This is a genomic window from Porphyrobacter sp. LM 6 (assembly GCF_001720465.1).
Taxonomy (GTDB): domain Bacteria; phylum Pseudomonadota; class Alphaproteobacteria; order Sphingomonadales; family Sphingomonadaceae; genus Erythrobacter.
On record NZ_CP017113.1, the window covers coordinates 1,503,505 to 1,520,466 of the forward strand.

At 65.6% G+C, this 16,962-nt stretch carries 21 protein-coding genes; 8 read left to right on the forward strand and 13 right to left on the reverse strand.

Going from position 1 to position 16,962, the window contains the following annotated elements; genetic code table 11:
• Genes aac(6') through BG023_RS07075 form a run of 3 tightly spaced genes read right to left on the reverse strand, consistent with a single transcriptional unit; the run spans nucleotide 1 to nucleotide 1,948 of the window.
• Entirely contained in the window at nucleotides 1-447 is a 447-nt protein-coding gene (aac(6'), locus tag BG023_RS07065; RefSeq protein WP_069309837.1) for an aminoglycoside 6'-N-acetyltransferase, read from the reverse strand.
• Nucleotides 444-1,076: a glutathione S-transferase family protein gene (locus BG023_RS07070; RefSeq protein ID WP_069309838.1), complete on the reverse strand. Its 633-nt coding sequence runs from the start codon at nucleotides 1,074-1,076 to the stop codon at nucleotides 444-446. The genes aac(6') and BG023_RS07070 overlap by 4 nt, the downstream gene beginning before the upstream one ends.
• 20 nt (nucleotides 1,077-1,096) lie before the next feature.
• Nucleotides 1,097-1,948 (reverse strand): oxygenase MpaB family protein, encoded by an 852-nt coding sequence (locus BG023_RS07075; RefSeq protein WP_069309839.1) that lies wholly within the window; start codon nucleotides 1,946-1,948, stop codon nucleotides 1,097-1,099.
• Nucleotides 1,949-2,063: 115 nt separating this feature from the next.
• Between BG023_RS07075 and cobS the strand changes: the two genes are divergently transcribed.
• The 3 genes from cobS to BG023_RS07090 all read left to right on the forward strand — a co-directional run bounded on the left by cobS (nucleotide 2,064) and on the right by BG023_RS07090 (nucleotide 5,989).
• Complete coding sequence (gene cobS, locus BG023_RS07080) at nucleotides 2,064-3,053, forward strand: cobaltochelatase subunit CobS (protein ID WP_069309840.1); 990 nt, start codon at nucleotides 2,064-2,066, stop codon at nucleotides 3,051-3,053.
• Between the two features lie 103 nt (nucleotides 3,054-3,156).
• A complete protein-coding gene (locus BG023_RS07085) occupies nucleotides 3,157-3,759 on the forward strand; it encodes an energy transducer TonB (protein WP_150122814.1) in 603 nt (200 codons plus the stop codon).
• 43 nt (nucleotides 3,760-3,802) lie between these two features.
• A complete protein-coding gene (locus BG023_RS07090; protein WP_190315731.1) occupies nucleotides 3,803-5,989 on the forward strand; it encodes a transglycosylase domain-containing protein in 2,187 nt (728 codons plus the stop codon).
• A gap of 11 nt (nucleotides 5,990-6,000) precedes the next feature.
• On the opposite strand, the gene BG023_RS07095 is transcribed toward BG023_RS07090, so the two are convergent.
• Nucleotides 6,001-6,396 carry a PaaI family thioesterase gene (locus tag BG023_RS07095; protein ID WP_069309842.1) on the reverse strand — a complete coding sequence of 132 codons (396 nt, stop codon included), beginning with the start codon at nucleotides 6,394-6,396 and terminating at the stop codon, nucleotides 6,001-6,003.
• A complete protein-coding gene (locus BG023_RS07100) occupies nucleotides 6,389-6,871 on the reverse strand; it encodes a PaaI family thioesterase (protein ID WP_069311188.1) in 483 nt (160 codons plus the stop codon). The genes BG023_RS07095 and BG023_RS07100 overlap by 8 nt, the downstream gene beginning before the upstream one ends.
• A 129-nt stretch (nucleotides 6,872-7,000) precedes the next feature.
• Between BG023_RS07100 and BG023_RS14865 the strand changes: the two genes are divergently transcribed.
• From BG023_RS14865 to BG023_RS07110, 3 genes are read left to right on the forward strand one after another with little or no spacing between them, the layout of a single operon-like run.
• The gene (locus tag BG023_RS14865; protein WP_190315732.1) at nucleotides 7,001-7,159 is read left to right on the forward strand and encodes a hypothetical protein; all 159 of its coding nucleotides are present in this window, start codon (nucleotides 7,001-7,003) and stop codon (nucleotides 7,157-7,159) included.
• Between the two features lie 24 nt (nucleotides 7,160-7,183).
• Nucleotides 7,184-8,125: a hypothetical protein gene (locus BG023_RS07105; protein WP_069309843.1), complete on the forward strand. Its 942-nt coding sequence runs from the start codon at nucleotides 7,184-7,186 to the stop codon at nucleotides 8,123-8,125.
• Nucleotides 8,125-9,036, forward strand: coding sequence for a hypothetical protein (locus tag BG023_RS07110; protein ID WP_069309844.1), 912 nt, complete (start codon nucleotides 8,125-8,127; stop codon nucleotides 9,034-9,036). Before BG023_RS07105 ends, BG023_RS07110 begins: the two co-directional genes overlap by 1 nt.
• Here the strand turns inward: BG023_RS07110 and ruvX are convergent.
• Genes ruvX through pyrE form a run of 8 tightly spaced genes read right to left on the reverse strand, consistent with a single transcriptional unit; the run spans nucleotide 9,033 to nucleotide 13,829 of the window.
• Nucleotides 9,033-9,506 carry a Holliday junction resolvase RuvX gene (ruvX, locus tag BG023_RS07115; RefSeq protein ID WP_150122815.1) on the reverse strand — a complete coding sequence of 158 codons (474 nt, stop codon included), beginning with the start codon at nucleotides 9,504-9,506 and terminating at the stop codon, nucleotides 9,033-9,035. The genes BG023_RS07110 and ruvX overlap by 4 nt on opposite strands.
• Entirely contained in the window at nucleotides 9,503-10,648 is a 1,146-nt protein-coding gene (locus tag BG023_RS07120; RefSeq protein WP_069309846.1) for a DUF3089 domain-containing protein, read from the reverse strand. Before BG023_RS07120 ends, ruvX begins: the two co-directional genes overlap by 4 nt.
• A 19-nt stretch (nucleotides 10,649-10,667) precedes the next feature.
• On the reverse strand, nucleotides 10,668-11,531 hold the full coding sequence (gene lepB / locus BG023_RS07125; protein WP_069309847.1) for a signal peptidase I: 864 nt from the start codon (nucleotides 11,529-11,531) through the stop codon (nucleotides 10,668-10,670).
• 13 nt (nucleotides 11,532-11,544) lie between these two features.
• Entirely contained in the window at nucleotides 11,545-11,946 is a 402-nt protein-coding gene (gene acpS, locus BG023_RS07130; protein ID WP_069311189.1) for a holo-ACP synthase, read from the reverse strand.
• The gene (locus tag BG023_RS07135) at nucleotides 11,943-12,218 is read right to left on the reverse strand and encodes a hypothetical protein (RefSeq protein ID WP_150122816.1); all 276 of its coding nucleotides are present in this window, start codon (nucleotides 12,216-12,218) and stop codon (nucleotides 11,943-11,945) included. The genes acpS and BG023_RS07135 overlap by 4 nt, the downstream gene beginning before the upstream one ends.
• A complete protein-coding gene (locus BG023_RS07140; RefSeq protein WP_069309849.1) occupies nucleotides 12,215-12,499 on the reverse strand; it encodes a pyridoxal phosphate biosynthetic protein in 285 nt (94 codons plus the stop codon). The genes BG023_RS07135 and BG023_RS07140 overlap by 4 nt, the downstream gene beginning before the upstream one ends.
• Nucleotides 12,496-13,251 carry a pyridoxine 5'-phosphate synthase gene (locus tag BG023_RS07145; protein WP_069309850.1) on the reverse strand — a complete coding sequence of 252 codons (756 nt, stop codon included), beginning with the start codon at nucleotides 13,249-13,251 and terminating at the stop codon, nucleotides 12,496-12,498. The genes BG023_RS07140 and BG023_RS07145 overlap by 4 nt, the downstream gene beginning before the upstream one ends.
• Nucleotides 13,248-13,829, reverse strand: coding sequence for an orotate phosphoribosyltransferase (gene pyrE / locus BG023_RS07150; protein WP_069309851.1), 582 nt, complete (start codon nucleotides 13,827-13,829; stop codon nucleotides 13,248-13,250). The genes BG023_RS07145 and pyrE overlap by 4 nt, the downstream gene beginning before the upstream one ends.
• A gap of 245 nt (nucleotides 13,830-14,074) precedes the next feature.
• On the opposite strand from pyrE, the gene coxB reads away from it, so the two are divergent.
• Complete coding sequence (coxB, locus tag BG023_RS07155; protein ID WP_069309852.1) at nucleotides 14,075-15,127, forward strand: cytochrome c oxidase subunit II; 1,053 nt, start codon at nucleotides 14,075-14,077, stop codon at nucleotides 15,125-15,127.
• A gap of 36 nt (nucleotides 15,128-15,163) precedes the next feature.
• Complete coding sequence (gene ctaD / locus BG023_RS07160; RefSeq protein ID WP_069309853.1) at nucleotides 15,164-16,879, forward strand: cytochrome c oxidase subunit I; 1,716 nt, start codon at nucleotides 15,164-15,166, stop codon at nucleotides 16,877-16,879.
• The last annotated feature ends 83 nt before the right edge of the window (nucleotides 16,880-16,962 follow it).

Here is a 16,962-nt window from a genome sequence, read left to right on the forward strand (position 1 = left end):
TCACAGCATCCGGCGGAAGAACACCACCCGCTCGGTCTCTTCGAACCCCACCGCCTCGTGGAAAGCATGGCTGGCCGTGTTCTCGAGCAGCGCGTTGGAGGCGAGCTCGCTGCATCCGCGGGCGCGGCCCCATTCGGCCACCGCCTCGACCAGCGCGCGGCCCACGCCGGTGCCGCGCCATTCGGGGAGGATGAAAGCCCCCTCACCAAAGGCTACGGGCGAGGTATCGCACCCGTCGACATAGTCGCGGCGGATGCTCGCCTCGACAAAGCCGAGTAGCCGTCCGTCCTCGCCCTCCGCCACAAAGGCAACCTGATCGGGGTCACCCGTCAGGAAAGTTGCGGTGATGTCTTCGGCGTGCGCGGCAGCATCGTCATCCGGCCAAAGCGCGGCGCGCAATGCGGCCCATTCCGCAAGGTCACCTTCGTGGGCCGGCCGGATTTTCATGCGCTCTCTTGCGCCGCCTTGATAATCGCCGCGTCGATAGCATTGGCCTCGGCATAGGCGGGGCGCTGGATGATCCGGTCGACATAGGCGCGGAACGACGGGCGCTCGGGGATCGAGCCGAAGCGCAGGCCCCACACGAACTGGCTGCCGACATAGGTGTCGGCCATCGTGAAGCGGCCTCCCGCCACAAAGTCGTTCTGCGATAGCCATCCGTCGAGCGCATCGAGCGCGAGGTCGAGGCTGCCGAAGCCCGCCATGCCGGTTTTGCCCTCGGGCACTTCCCAGCCCATCGCTTTGCCGACCACCGCCTGCTCCAACGGCCCGGCGGCGAAGAACAACCAGCGGAAATAGGCGGCCTTCTCGTGCGCGTCGGGCAGCAGGCCAGCCTGCGGGTGGGTTTCGGCGAGGTAGTGGTTGATCGCCGCACATTCGGTGACGACGTGGTCGTGCCCGCCATGATGGTGCACCAGCGCGGGCACCTTGTTCATCGGATTGATGTCCTTGAAGTGGGCCGGCCGCGTCGCCCAGTCGAACACCACGTGCTCGTAATCGGCGCCCGCCTCGTGCAGCGCCCAGCGCGATATTTGCCCGCGGCTCATGGCGACGGTGTAGAAGGTGAATTCGGCCATTATCCTCTCCCTCGAAGACTTTACTTGCGCGCAGGTGCCTGCCCAAAGGCCCAGCGCAGCGTGCGGCCCATGCCCCATGTAGCTGCGCGTGCGGGCAGGGCGGTCAGCACCGGGCGTTGCAGATGGAGCATGGTGCGTGCCCAATCGGGCAGCATCGCCACGGCATCGGCGGTGATCATCGTCTGGACGCCGCGGGGCGTGCCCTTCGGCCGCTGGCTCAGCACCAGTTGGGCGACCTCGCGTGCTTGCGCAGACGTGGCAAGATCATGCCGCAACTCACGGAAAATCCTGTCAGCTTCCAGCCGCGTTTCCGGCACCGGGTCGGCGCCAAGTGCGCGGGCGATGACCGCGAACTGGCGGTAATATTCGTCCTGCTCGTGCCCCGGCATTCCGGGGCGGACATGGCGCAGGTAACCGGCGAGAAAGCTCTGCGCCTCGGTCACGTGAACCCACGCAAGGGTGCGCGGGTTGGTCGCCTGATAGGGCGTGCCATCGGGCAGGGTGCCGCCGACATGCGCGTGGATGCGATTGACCCGCTCGATCGCCTTTGCCGCTTCGTCGCGGTGGCCGAAGGTCGTCACTGCGATGAACCTTGCAGTGCGTTGCAGCCTGCCGTGCATGTCCTCGCGGAAGTTGGAATGGTCGAGCACGCCTTGCAGCGCATGGGGGTGGAGCATCTGGAGCAGCAGCGCGCGCACCCCGCCAGTCATCATCCCGACCAGATCGGCGTGCACCTGCCGGATCGGCGTATCGCGTATGAACAGCGCCTCGTCCGAAGGCGGGGTGGGTTGCTGCCCCTTGGCCGCATCGTGAAACACGCCGCGCACCTGGGACACCAGCTTCAAGCGCAGCGATTCGACCGGATCGGGCATGATGCGAATATAGGGACGAACCGGGGACGCGGAAGACGCGCTCGTCAATTTGCGAGGGCGACGGGGCAAACCACCGCTTGCAGCCGCGCGCCATGCGTTCTAACCGAACGCCGCGATGACAAACCCTCCCAAGACCAATGTCACCGGCGAAAACGCCATGCCCACGCAGCCCGACACCACCGTCGACGTCCGCGAGATGTTCGGCATTGATGTCGACTGGCAAGTGCCTGCCTTCTCGCAGAAGGATGAGCACGTGCCCGAGACTGACGGCGCCTATGTGTTCGATCCGGACACGACGCTGGCGATCCTTGCGGGCTTCGCCCACAACCGCCGGGTGATGGTGCAGGGCTATCACGGCACCGGCAAGTCGACCCATATCGAACAGGTCGCCGCGCGCCTCAACTGGCCCTCGATCCGCGTCAACTTGGACGCGCATATCAGCCGTATCGATCTCGTCGGGCGCGATGCGATCGTGCTCAAGGACGGGCTTCAGGTCACCGAGTTCAAGGAAGGCATTTTGCCCTGGGCGCTCCAGCACCCGGTGGCGCTGACCTTCGACGAATATGATGCCGGCCGCCCGGACGTGATGTTCGTGATCCAGCGCGTGCTTGAGTTCGATGGCCGTCTGACGCTGCTCGACCAGAACCGCGTGATCACGCCCAACCCGTATTTCCGTTTGTTCGCGACCACCAACACCGTCGGCCTTGGCGACACCTCGGGCCTGTATCACGGGACGCAGGCGATCAACCAGGCGCAGATGGACCGCTGGAACATTGTCGTGGCGCTCAACTACCTCGCCCCTGAGGTCGAACAGCAGATCGTGAAGTCGAAGACCCCCCAGACCGACGACAAGCTGATCGCCGATATGGTCAAGGTCGCCGAGCTGACCCGTCAGGGCTTCATCAACGGCGACATTTCGACCGTGATGAGCCCGCGCACCGTGATCACCTGGGCGCAGAACGCGGCGATCTTCAATTCGGTCGGCTTCGCCTTCCGTCTCTCGTTCCTCAACAAGTGCGACGAGGCGGAGCGCACCCTGGTGGCCGAGTACTACCAGCGCGTGTTCGGCCAGGACTTGCCCGAAGGCGCAGCGAAGAAGCGGTAGGGTGATGCGCGGTGCGCTTCTCTTGCTGGCGTTAGCGGCCTGTCCGCTCGCTGCGCAGGAGGCGCCCCCGCTTCCCAAGCCACCGATCGTCAGGCCAGCGCCGATGCTGGCCGTGCCAAACCCGCGACCAGCCCGCGCCGAGCGGCTCGATAGCATCGACATCCCGCAAGCCGCGAAGGATGAAGGGCACAACGGCTCTGCCACGTACATCGCCGAGGTTGGGGCAGACGGGAAGCTGATCGCGCTGAGGCTCAAGGAAAGCAGCATGTCCCCCGCCATCGATGCCGCGGTAAAGGCCCAGGCGGAGAAGCTCTACTACTTCGCCGCCACCGACAAGGACGGGAACAAGATCGTAGGCACCGCCGAGGTGCGGGGGGCATATGCCCACTACGACCGGCGCAGCCCCGGCGGCGGGCTTGAAACCTATACCTGCGGCGATCTGGTGCGCGAGTGGGACTGGTTCACTGCCGCCAACGCCGGACGGCGGAAACTGTTCTGGCCGCATAATGCCTACACCTCGCTCGCCTCGATAGAAGCGATGCGGTCGGGGATTTCGCCCGATCGCAAATCGATGCTCAACAGTCGCCAGAAGCGCGAGAAAATGTGGGCGGACCTGATCAAGCGCTGCCGCAAGACGCCGGCCAAGCCGATGCTGGACGAGGTTGAAGAGCCGGATGCCTATCGCCGCCTCATGGAATCGTTCTGACCGCTTGCCCGACACTGTCCTAGGCTGATAACACAGCAGCAACATGGCGTTGTTCGACCGATTCTGGAGAGGCTCGCGGTTTCGCGCCAAGCGCCGTGGGCGTGATCAACTGCCTGCGGGCTTCTACCCGCTTTACGAATCGATGCGTCCGATCGATCCGGACGAGGATGACGATCTGCCGCGCCGTCCGCGCGCGTCGAGCAAGCCGGACTTTGCGGCGTGGGATGCCAAGCTCGGTCTGGTGGACGAGGCGCTCCATGTCGAGCAGCGCCGCCGCCTCCGGTGGTGGCAGCGCGATTACTGGCGGGATCGTTCGCGGCTGTGGTGGACGGGGCGCGGGATCATGGCGGCGCTGGCGCTGTTCATTGTGCTGGTCGGCTGGCTGACAGTCACCGCGCCGCTGTCCAAAAGCCTTGAACCCATCGCCGCCGCGCAAGTCACGCTGCTCGCCAGCGACGGCACGCCGATTGCGCGCAGCGGCGCGATTGTCGAGGAGCCGGTCAAGGTTGCCGATCTGCCGCCGCACGTGGTGCAGGCCTTCCTCGCCATCGAGGACCGGCGGTTCTATTCGCATTGGGGGATCGACCCGCGCGGCATCGCCCGCGCAGCGTGGACGGGATATGGCGGCGGTTCGACCATTACCCAGCAACTCGCCAAGTTCACTTTCCTCACCCCCGAGCAGAGCCTCAGCCGCAAGGCGCGCGAGGCGCTGATCGCGTTCTGGCTGGAAGCGTGGCTGACCAAGGACGAGATCCTCGAACGCTACCTTTCGAACGCCTATTTCGGCGACAACCAGTATGGCCTGCGCGCCGCGAGCCTGCACTACTTCTACCGCCAGCCCGAAAAGCTGCGGCCCGAACAGGCGGCGATGCTAGCAGGGTTGCTCCAGGCACCCTCGCGCTATGCGCCGACCAAGCATTACGACAAGGCCAAGGCGCGCATGGACCTTGTCATCAAGTCGATGGTCGATGTCGGTTACCTCACGTCGGCTGAGGCGCGCGCGCTGCCCGATCCGCGCATCGACGTGCGGACGCGCGACGATAATCTGCCGACTGGCACCTACTTCGCCGACTGGGCGCTGCCGCTGGCGCGCGAGGGGATGGAGGCGAGTTATTCGCGGCAAGTGCTGAGGACCACGCTTGATGCGCGGTTGCAGGCACTCGCCAACCGGGTGGTGGCTCGGGCCCCGCTCGGCGGCGCGCAGGTCGCGCTGGTGGCGATGCGCCGCAATGGCGAGGTCGTGGCGATGGTCGGCGGGCGCGATTACGGCAAATCGCCCTTCAACCGCGCCACGCAGGCGCGCCGCCAGCCGGGTTCGACCTTCAAGACCTTCGTCTATCTCGCAGCGCTCGAAGCCGGGTGGGAACCCGACGATACCATTCCCAATACCGAGATCACGCAAGGCAGCTATCGCCCCAAAAATGCGCGCGGATCCTATTCCGAGAAGATCACGCTGAAGGATGCCTTCGCGCAGTCGAGCAATGTCGCGGCCGTGCGGCTGTTGCAGGCCGTGGGGAGCGACAAGGTGATCCGTACCGCGCGCGAATTCGGCATCACCGCGCCGATGGCAGAAGGCGATCCGAGCCTCGCCCTCGGCACCTCGGCGATGACGCTGATGGAGCTGACCGCGGCCTATGCGGGGATCGCCGCCAACGAATATCCGGTCGAACCCCATGCCTTCCCGCGCGGGGAGCGGAGCTGGTGGGAATGGCTGACCACGCGTTCGGACAGCCTGTCGCGCGGCACGCACGAGGATCTGGAAGAGATGCTGCGCGCCGCGATCAACCGGGGCACGGGCCGCAACGCTGTGTTGCCGATCGCCAATTTCGGCAAGACCGGCACTACGCAGGATTACCGCGACGCGCTGTTCGTGGGCTATGCGGGCGATCTGGTGGTGGGCGTGTGGATCGGCAACGACGACAATTCGCCGCTTGGCGGTGTCACCGGTGGCAGCACGCCTGCGCGGATCTGGCGCGATTTCATGCGCGGTGCGCTCAAGATCGAAGCCGCGCCGCGCCCCAAGGCCGATGAAACCCCCGATCCCGAAGGCCCGATCCAGCAGCTCGATATCGAAGGCGGGGAGATCCCGCTCGGGCAGGACGGTGCGACGCTCAGCATTGACGGCAATGGCGTCACGCTGTCGCAGGACGGGGTGCCGGTCGAACTTCGGGTCGATCAGGGCGGGGTGGTGGTCAAGCCCGTGCCTTCGCCAAGTCCGACACCGCCTTAGCGGTCGGAACGTCAAACCATCAGGATATTCATCACCGCCGTGGCGATCGGCCGGGTGCGGTCATCCTGCCATGCCTCGACCGTCACATTGGCATTGCGCCGCCCCAACCGGGTGATGCGCCCCACGGCAAAGCTTGCCTGCGATTTGCCCGCCGCGAGATATTGCACGGTGATGTTGATCGGCTTGAGCAGCGGATCGCGCCCCGCCGCTGTCAGCGCGGAGCGGAGCGCGGCATAGCCTGCATTCTCGAGCAACCCGGCGGTCGCCCCGCCATGGAAATGCGCGGGACGACCTTCGACGTTGGGGCCGAAATCGACCGTCAGCACTGGCATGCCGCCTTCATCCTCGCCGCAGGCCACGATGCCGAGCGAGCGGGCATAGGCGGGCAGCTCAATTGCATCAGGCATCGCCGAGCGCTCCCTTCAGCGCGGGGTTCTCGGTGCGCGGATCTGCGCCAATGGTCATGAAGCAGCCGGCAACATGGGCCACGGGATCGTCAAGATCATCGTCATAGGCTACGCCCCGGACGAAGGCGGCGGAGCGGGTGATGCGGTAGCATTCGACCCTGCCTTTAACGCTCGCCCGCTCGCGCGCCGGGCGCTGGTAATCGACGCGCAGATCAAGCGTCGCCACGGGCTCAAAGGTCCCGCGCGTTTGCCAGATCGCCATGCCGCTCGCCATGTCCATCAGGCTAATGATCGGGCCCGAAGCGAGCACGTGCTGGGTGGGATCGCCGATCAGATCCTCGCGCCACGGCAGTTCAAGCTCGACCCAGTTGTCGCCCTGATCGGTGAACCTCAGGCCAAGCCAGCCGGTATGGCCGTGGCGGAAGAACCAGCGCGAAGCCTCGCGCGCGTCGAACCGGGCAGGTGGTGTGTTCATGCCGGGCTGCATAGGAGCGCAAGCGCGGCGGTTACAATCATTTAATTTCGCGGGAAGCGACGCGGCCCTCACCTTTGTCACAGCGTCCGGCAAGGGGCAGGGCGCTGTTTCATGAAGGGGAGCAATCACATGAATTTTCCCACGATCGCACTCGATCAGATCCCCGGGCTGGAGGGCGCGCAGGCGCTCTTCGGCGCGGTGCTTCAGGCTGGTGGCACCAATGACGACCGGATCGTCGAGATCATGATGTATCTCTACGAAATCATCCCGCCCGAGGCGCTGGTCTGAGGAGCACAAGGGGCAAGCTGCACCATGCAGATCAACCCCGAATTGGTGCGGTTGCGGAGCGAGCCTGCTCCGCAACCTGCCACCGATGCCGCACTGGCGCGCTGGCGGGCCTCGCCTGACGTCGTTGCAGTTAGCGCGGCTTTGGCTCAGTGGCAGACCGGCGTGCCGCTTGCCGCCTTGCCTGCGCTGGCCCGGCTGGTGTCGGACTTGTCTGCAGCCTCGTGTTTTGCGGAAGCCTTCATCGCTCCGCTGCTGGGCGCGCTTACAGATGAGCCGTTGGCGCAATTGCCCCTCGGCTTCTCGGCAGCGCCGGGCATGGCGCGGCTGCGGCTGCTGGGCCACGCCCGCGCAGGCCTGTCGCTGACAGTCCTTGCGCCGCGGCCGCGCAGCGTTCCGCCCGCCGCGTTGTTCGAGGATGGCGAGGCACACGAAATCGCGATCGCTGGCGCGGGGCAGGTGCTGGTCCACCACCTCTCGGCGAACGGGCTGGAAAGTCATGAAATCGCCTGCGTGCCGGGCACCAAGCTGGCGCGGCTCGGTACGCGGGATGCACGCCAGATCATCGCGATCACCCGTCCGCTGGTGCTGTTGCAGCTGACCTGCGAGGCAGCGCGTCCGGAACCCTCGCGCGAGATTGCGCTGGCTGACTTGCGGCTGCTCAAGACAATCAGCGGCTGCAAACGCACCAGCCAGCAGATGATGGCACTGGGCGTGCTCGGCGCGCTCGGCCACCGTTCTGCGTTGGCAACGATGACGGGGCTGGCTGAAGACCCTCAAGCGACGCGCGATCTGCGCTGGGAGGCGCTGCGCCAGACGCTGGCGCTCGATGCGTCAGAGGGCCTCGCGCTGCTCACGCGGTTGGCCGAGCGGGCCGATGATGCAATCGGCGCTCCGGCAGCCGCCTTGCGCCGCGATCTGCTTGCCACGCGTCCCGATCTGGCCGCCCTGCTACCGGAGACCGCGTGATGCCGCTGGTGATCGATAACCGCTCCGACGAAACCTGCTCGCTGCCCGAATGCATCGAGGCGCTGGGCGAAATCGGGTTCGATGCCGATGATCCGGCCAGCACGGCGGCGGCGGCGCTGTGGCTGCGGCGCTTGGCGAACAACCGTACGTTCCTCGGCGACCTGCTGATCGACCGGTTGGCGGGGCGGGCAGGGGACGAGATGGCTTCGGGCTACGGCCCGCAGGCGATCATCCTCGGCCGTCCGAAGGACAACCGCGCCAACGCTGCCTTCCTGCGCGCGGCGATCTGGCCGTCCCCGCGCGATCACGTGTTCCAGACCAGCGGCGCGGCAAGCTTCGTCTATGACGCGCCGCACGACCACAATTTCGACTTTCTGACCGTGGGATATTGCGGGCCGGGCTATGCCAGCGACTACTACGAATATGACTACGCGGGCGTCGCCGGATATCCGGGCGAGGATGCGCGGCTGCAGTTTGTCGAGCGCAGCACCCTCTCGCCAGGCAAGCTGATGCTCTATCGCCGCCATGTCGATGTGCACAGCCAGCTCCCGCCCGAAAGCCTTTCGGTCTCGGTGAATGTCATGCGGCTCGATCCGGCGCAGGCGTGGTTCGATCAATACGGCTTCGATCTGGAGCGCGGCACCGTGGCGCGGCTGCTCAATCCCAACGTCAGCGAAGTCTTCCTGCGCGTGGCGGTGGCGAGCGGGGCACCCAATGCGCTCGACTATGCCGAGCAAGTCGGCGCGCGGCACCCCAGTGACCGGATGCGGCTGGCGAGCTTTGCGGCGCGGGCGGATTTGCCGGACGATCCGGCAGCAGCGGACGCGCTTTGGCGGGCAGGCGAGCTATCGGGCAGCCGGATGGTGGCAGGCGTTGCGCGCGCGCGGCGGGCAGCTCTGGCGCAGACCTAGAGAACGCCCCCCGCCAGCCGGTCGATCGCACCTTGCAGGATCACCGCAGCGGCATGGCTGTCGATCGCGGCGGCGCGTTTGGCGCGGCTCATGTCCTGTCCGATCATCGCGGCCTCTGCCGCCTGGGTCGACCAGCGTTCGTCCCACAGCAGGACCGGGAGCCCGAAGGCTTCGGCGCAGTTGCGGGCATAGGCGCGGGATGCTTGCGCGCGCGGGCCTTCCGAGCCGTCCATATTGCGCGGCAGGCCGAGCACGATGCCGCGCACGCTGCGGGTCTTGATCAACTCCGCCAGCGTCTCCCGGTCGCGGCCCCACTTGCCGCGCTGGATGGTGGTGCCGTTGGTGGCAAACCGCCAGCCGGCATCGCAAGTCGCCGTGCCGATGGTCTTGGTGCCGAGATCGAGGCCGAGCAGTACCCCGCCGCTTTCACCCACGGCCCCGGCAAAGGCGCGGGCATCCTCGAAAATCACTCGGGCTTCCCCCAGGCTGCGGTGCGGCGGATCACATCAGCGCGGGTGTTGGCCCAGAACAGCGGGTAATCATAGACGTGGTAATTGTTGCCCGGCAGCACATAGCTGCCCATTTCGGGCGACGGGCCGATCAGCAGCAGCCCGCGCTTGTCGCAGCGCGCCGGGACCAGGCCGGGCACAAGCTCGCCCTCCATGCCGTCCTCGGGCACCAGCGTGCCGAGATTCGCGCTGGCAGGGGCGTTGCCGCCATAGCCCCCGGTGAGCGGATTGCTGCACAGGATCGGGCCGTTGCCCGCGGGCTTCCCGTCAAGCGCGGTCGATGCAGCGAAATAGCCGAGCACGCTGGCCGGATCGGCCGGTTCGGCAAAGCTCGACCAGCTCAGCACGCAGCCGGTCTGCTCCGGCCCGGCGCAGGCGGGAAAGCCCATCGCCGGCAGATCATGTTCGAGGCTGACCGGCCATCCGATCACATAGGCAGCGACCAGCCGCTTCGCAGCCTCCGATCCGCGTACCTGTTCGGCGAGCAGGCGCTTGAGATGCAGTGCGCCCTGCGAATGGCCTGCGAGCACGATCGGCGTCTTGGGATCGACGCTCGAAAGGAAGAAGCGCCATGATTCGAGCACATCGGCATATGCGGCATCGATCGCCTGCGTCGCCTGCGGAGCATCGGTCAGAAACGCGCCCATCGTCGCCTGGCGATAGCGCGGCGCCCAGATTTCGCTGGCCGGGTTGAATAGGCTCGCCATGCCGCGCAGGTAGGTGCGGGCGATGCGTTCCGCTTCGGGATCGCCGCCGTTTTCGAGCGGGGCGTTCCAGCTGGTGCGGTTGAAGTAGCTGGTCGGGTGGAGGAAGAATACGGCAAAGCGCGGTGCGGGCGGATCGGCCGGGGTGGGCAGCAGGCCGCGATCATTCGCATAGGCCGGCTGCCAGCGCGTCGGGTCCTTCACCCCGATGCCGGGACGCGAATACCACAGTTTGGTATCCTCGTAGGCGTTGGCTTCTAGCGGCTTGACCGGCTTGAACGGTCCTGTCGGCACCAGCGCGATTTCGGCCAGATCGTCCTGGAACAGCTCGTAGACGATCCGCCCGCTGATCACGAGCACGATGCAGAAGGCAACAAAATAGAGGAACTTGCGGGCCATTGCTGCGCGCCTTTTCAGCTCACTTGGTCGCGGCACCCTCGGCCAATGCCGGACGCAAGGTGGTCCAGGCCCGATCGCCGCGCAGGCTCGAGAACCACGTCGCCGGGTTCCAGGTGGTCGACCCGTCGAGGCTGAAGGTCAGAAACTCCGCACGTCCGCCAATATTGGCCAGCGGCACCGGCCCGCCCAGACCGCTTTCCTCCGCTGCTGCACGGCTGTCCGCGCTTTCGTCGCGGTTGTCGCCCATCACGAAGACGGCATCCTGAGGCACGGTCTTGGGCCCGTAATTGTCGAGCCGCTGGTCGGTGTAGTCGATCGTCAGATAGGTCGCGCCGTTGGGCAGGGTTTCGCGCCAGGTGGGCGGGGCGAAGTATTCCTTCCCGTCGGGGCCGAACTCGCGATAGGCATCGAAGGCGGACAGGCAGGGCACGCCGCGGCACATCAGCTCGGGCTCGAAGGGCAGGTGCACAGGCGGCACCACCTCGCGCTTGATCGGCTTGCCGTTGAGGATGATCTGGCCGCCGCGCACTTCAATCGTGTCGCCCGGCAGGGCGACCACGCGCTTGATATAATCCTCGTCGCGGGTCGGGTGCACGGGAATCACGATATCGCCATATTCCGGCGTGGAGCCCCACACCCGCCAGCTGCTGCGCGGCAGCAGGTGGAAGCTCGCCGAAGCCCAAGACCAGCCATAGGGATACTTGCTCACCACCAGCCGGTCGCCCACCCACAGGGTCGGCATCATCGAGGTCGAGGGGATGTAGAACGGCTTGGCCACGAGGCTGTGGAAGGCGAGCACCGCCAGCAGCATGATCGCAAGCCCGCGGATTTCCGCCAGCCAGTTGACCTTTTCGGGAGCGTGCGTGGTGTGGGTGGTTTCCATGATACCGGGCCGATCAGAGAGGGATGGCTTCAATGATCACAAAGGCCTGCGCCCAAGGGTGATCATCGGTGAGAGAGAGGTGGATGCGCGCCTCATGGCCTTTTGGCGTGATTTCTTCAAGCCGCTTTGCCGCCCCGCCCGTGAGCGCGAGGGTCGGCGCGCCCGATGGGGCGTTGACCACGCCGATGTCCTTCATGAACACGCCGCGCCTGAAGCCGGTGCCGACCGCCTTGGAAAAGGCCTCCTTGGCGGCGAAGCGTTTCGCGTAGGTTCCGGCGATGGTGTAGGGCCGGCGGCGCGCCTTGGCGATTTCGACATCGGTGAACACGCGGTTCTCGAACCGCTCGCCATAGCGGGCCAGCGAATTGCCGATCCGCTCGATGCTGCACAGGTCTGATCCGAAGCCGATGATCATTTCTGCCAGATCCATTTGCAGGCGGGTTCGCCGATTTCCCAGTTGCACTTGCGGCGGATGATTTCGCCACCAAACGCGCTGAACGCCCAGAACGCAGCCGCTATCTTGACTATGTGGAGCCAGGTCATCTCACCTTTCGCCACCAGTTCCGGCCAGCCCCACAGGAAGGGCATGACCAACGGCATGACCATCCCGGCAAAGAGCACATTTTGCACAAGTCGCCAGTTCTCCACGACTTGCCGACGGCGCCTTGCCCTGGGACTTTCGCTCATCGCACCGCCCTCAGGATAACCGCCGCCAGCAATCCCAGCGCCATGACGTGGAGCATCACCTGTGACTTGAACAGGGGATGCGCGAAATCGCCCTTGGCGAACTTGAGCGCGCCGACATAGCCGAAGATCTGCAAGGCGATCCAACCGACCGCGAACACCACCATCACCCCGGTGTTCAAGGCAAAGCCGAGAAATCCGACAGCGAGCAGGAACAGCGCGGCAGCCGCAAAGGCCCAGCGCTTCTGCTCGCCGGTCAGGGCGGGGAGATCGGCATCGCTCAACGGGCTTCGTCCATCAACTCGCGCATCCGGCGGATCGCGTTTTCGAGGCCCACGAACACCGCCTCGCCGATCAGATAGTGACCGATGTTGAGTTCGGCGATCTGGGGAATGGCGGCGATGGGTTGCACGTTCTCGAAGGTGAGGCCGTGACCCGCGTGCGGCTCGATCCCGTTCTTGGCGGCGAGCGCAGCCATGTCAGTGATGCGGCGCAACTCGCGCGTCACGCGCTCGGCATCGCCATCAAGGAAGGCGTGGGCATATTCGCCGGTGTGGAATTCCACCACCGGCGCGCCGAGCCGTAGCGCGGCATCGAGCTGGCGCTCGTCCGCCTCGATAAACAGCGAGACGCGGATGCCGGCGGCGCGCAGTTCCTCGACGATCGGCACCAGCGTGTTGTGCATCCCCGCCGCGTCCAATCCGCCCTCGGTGGTGCGCTCCTCGCGCTTTTCGGGGACGATGCAGGCCGCATGCGGCTTGTGGCGCAGCGCGATGGCCAGCATCTCGGGCGTTGCCGCCATTTCGAGGTTGAGCGGCAGATTGGTCGCCGCCTGAATGCGTGCCAGATCCTCGTCGCGGATATGGCGACGGTCTTCGCGCAGGTGCGCGGTGATCCCGTCGCCGCCGACTGCCGCAACAATCTCCGCCGCACGCACCGGATCGGGATGATCCCCGCCGCGCGCGTTGCGGATGGTCGCGACGTGATCGATGTTGACGCCGAGGCGCAGGTGGGAGGGGGCGTGGGTCAGAATCATTCCTTCCGGCTACCGGGCTTGGTTACCGGTACGGCCGCCAGCGCCTCGGGGATGTCGGATTCGTCATAAGTCGGAAAATCAATGGCGAGCAGCGGGTAGAACGGCACGCCCAGATCGACCGAACCGCACGAACGGTCGATAATCGCACATTCGGCGATCACTTCGCCACCTTCGCGCGCCACGGCGGCGATGGCTTCGCGGCTGGAAAGGCCGGTGGTGACCACATCCTCGACCATCAGCACCTTGGCGCCCTTGGCCAGTGCGAATCCGCGGCGCAGGTGGAATACGCCGTCGGGCCGTTCGAGGAACAATGCATCGAGCCCCATCGCGCGGCCGACTTCGTGCCCGATGATGATCCCGCCCATCGCCGGAGAGACCACGACATCGATCTGTTCGCGCACTTCGGCGGGGATGCCGGCGACCACCGCTTCGGCCAGCCGCGCGGCCCTCGCGGGGTTCATCAACACGCGGGCGCACTGCAGATAATGCCCGCTGTGGCGGCCCGATGAGAGCTTGAAATGGCCTTCCAGCAGCGCACCGGAGCTGCGGAATTCCGCCAGGACTTCATCTTGATTCACTAGCGAACTCCTTAAGAAACATACGGAAAGCTGCCGACTTGCGCGCCGGACATGGCTCCTTGCATAATTTTCTCCCTAGAAGCGCTTGAGGCCCTCGGCAAGCGCGGCTAAGGGCGACGATGAAGCTGACCCTAGGGTCGGCCAAACGCTGTCTGCGGTGGGTCTCGAGGGGGCCGAGCGGTGGGCAGTATGGGATCAGATTCGAACCACTTGGACACATGATCATGGGTCAGAGGGACACCCGTATGAAAAAGGCTATTCTGGCGGCGGTTGCTGCCGGGCTCGCGGCGTTCGCGCCGATGACTGTGGCGGCGCAGGATGCCGCCGCGCCCGCTCCGGTTGCGGCCACCGCTGAAGCGACGGCTGCGCCCGCCGCTGCGGCTCCCGCTGCCGATACTGCCGCTCCGGCCGATGCCGCGAGCGCTTACACCCCGATGGCCCCGACCGAGGGCAAGGGCATGCCGACGTCCTACGCGGACGACCCGATCAAGAGCATGACCTTCCAGGACCAGTATTCGGACAACGGCGAATACGCGCTGTGGATGCACGACGTCATCCTGATGCCGGTCATCACCGTGATCAGCCTGCTGGTTCTTGGCCTTCTGCTCTACGTGGTGGTGCGCTTCAACCGCCGCGCCAATCCGGTGGCGTCGAAGACCACGCACAACACCTTGATCGAAGTCGTCTGGACGATTGTGCCGGTGATCATCCTGGTGATCATCGCCGTGCCTTCGATCACGCTGCTTGCGCGCCAGTACGAAACCCCGCCGGCCGATGCCGTCACCATCAAGGCGACCGGCTACCAGTGGTACTGGGGTTACACCTACCCCGATCACGGCGACATCGAAGTGATCTCGAACATGCTGGACGAGGCCGAGGCGCTGAAGCGCGGTGAGCCGCACCAGCTGGCGGTCGATAACCGCATGGTCGTGCCTGCGGGCGTGCCGCTGCGTATCCAGACCACTGCGACCGACGTGATCCACGCCTTCTCGGTGCCGGCACTGTGGTTCAAGATGGACGCCGTTCCCGGCCGTCTCAACGAGAAGCTGCTGACCATCAAGGAGCCGGGCGTCTATTACGGCCAGTGCTCCGAGCTGTGCGGTGCACGTCACGGCTACATGCCGATCGCGGTCGAGGCGCTGCCGCCCGCCGAGTTCGCCGCATGGGTCAAGGCGCAGGGCGGCTCCATGCCCGGCGAAGCAGCCGCAGCTCCCGCTGCTGCTGCGCCGGCCGATGCTGCGGCCGCTCCGGCGCCCGCTGCCGCGACCGCTGCTGCCGCTCCGGCCGCCGCCCGCTGAACCCGACATACGAATAAACCCAGAGAGTAGCTGACCATGGCAACCACCGCAGAAGGCTTCGACGCCCACGGCCACGATCACGGGCACGACGCCCACGATCACGCCGATCACAAGCCGGGCTTCTTCGCCCGCTGGTTCATGTCGACCAACCACAAGGACATCGGCACGATGTACCTGATCTTCGCGATCATCGCGGGGATCGTGGGGGGCGCGATTTCGGGCATCATGCGCGTCGAATTGGCCGAGCCCGGCATCCAGTACCTGCAATGGTGGGCCCAGTTCATGGGTGGCGGCAACGATCTGAACACCGCGCTCCACATGTGGAACGTGTTCATCACCGCGCACGGCCTGATCATGGTGTTCTTCATGGTCATGCCGGCGATGATCGGGGGCTTCGGCAACTGGTTCGTGCCGCTGATGATCGGCGCGCCGGACATGGCCTTCCCGCGCATGAACAACATCTCGTTCTGGCTGACGGTGGCTGGCTTCTTCAGCCTGCTGTTCTCGCTGTTCGTCCCTGGCGGTTCCGGCCCTGGTGCGGGCACCGGCTGGACGGTCTACGCGCCGCTGTCGACCAGCGGGTCGGTTGGCCCGGCAGTCGACTTCGCGATCTTCTCGCTGCACCTTGCAGGCGCCGGTTCGATCCTGGGGGCGACCAACTTCATCACCACCATCTTCAACATGCGCGCGCCGGGCATGACCCTGCACAAGATGCCGTTGTTCGTATGGTCGGTGCTGGTTACCGCTTTCCTGCTGCTGCTGGCACTGCCGGTGCTGGCCGCGGCCATCACCATGCTGCTGACCGACCGCAACTTCGGCACGACCTTCTTCGATCCGGCCGGTGGCGGTGATCCGGTGCTTTACCAGCACCTGTTCTGGTTCTTCGGCCACCCCGAAGTCTACATCATGATCCTCCCGGGCTTCGGCATGATTTCGCAGATCGTCGCCACCTTCAGCCGCAAGCCTGTCTTCGGGTACCTCGGCATGGCCTACGCCATGGTCGCGATCGGTGTGGTCGGCTTCATCGTCTGGGCGCACCACATGTATACCGTGGGCCTCGACGTGAACACGAAGATGTACTTCACCGCTGCCACCATGGTGATCGCGGTGCCGACCGGCGTGAAGATCTTCAGCTGGATCGCGACGATGTGGGGCGGCAGCCTCGAGTTCAAGTCGCCGATGGTGTGGTCGATGGGCTTCATCTTCCTGTTCACCGTGGGCGGCGTGACCGGCGTGGTGCTCGCCAACGGCGGCATCGACGACAACCTGCACGACACCTACTACGTGGTGGCGCATTTCCACTACGTGCTGTCGATGGGTGCGGTGTTCTCGCTGTTCGCCGGTTTCTACTACTGGTTCCCGAAGATGAGCGGCCGGATGCACAGCGAGTTCCTCTCGCACCTGCACTTCTGGGCCTTCTTCATCGGCGTGAACGTGATCTTCTTCCCGCAGCACTTCCTCGGGATGCAGGGCATGCCGCGCCGCTATCCGGACTACGCAGAAGCCTTCACCTTCTGGCACCAGATCAGCACCTACGGGTACTACATCATGGCCGGCTCGATGGTGTTCTTCTTCGTCAACATCCTCTACGCGCTGGTTGCCGGCAAGAAGGCCGAAGCCAACCCGTGGGGCGAAGGCGCGACGACGCTCGAATGGACCCTGCCGAGCCCGCCGCCCTACCACCAGTTCGAAACGCTGCCGGTGATCACCGACGCGCACGACTATCACGATCACCGTCCGGCGACTGCTTAAGGACGGGGCCTGATCGGCTCCTTCACGGGAGCAAAAGCAAACGGGAGGGGCGCGGGCTTGGTCTCGCGCTCCTTCGCAATGGA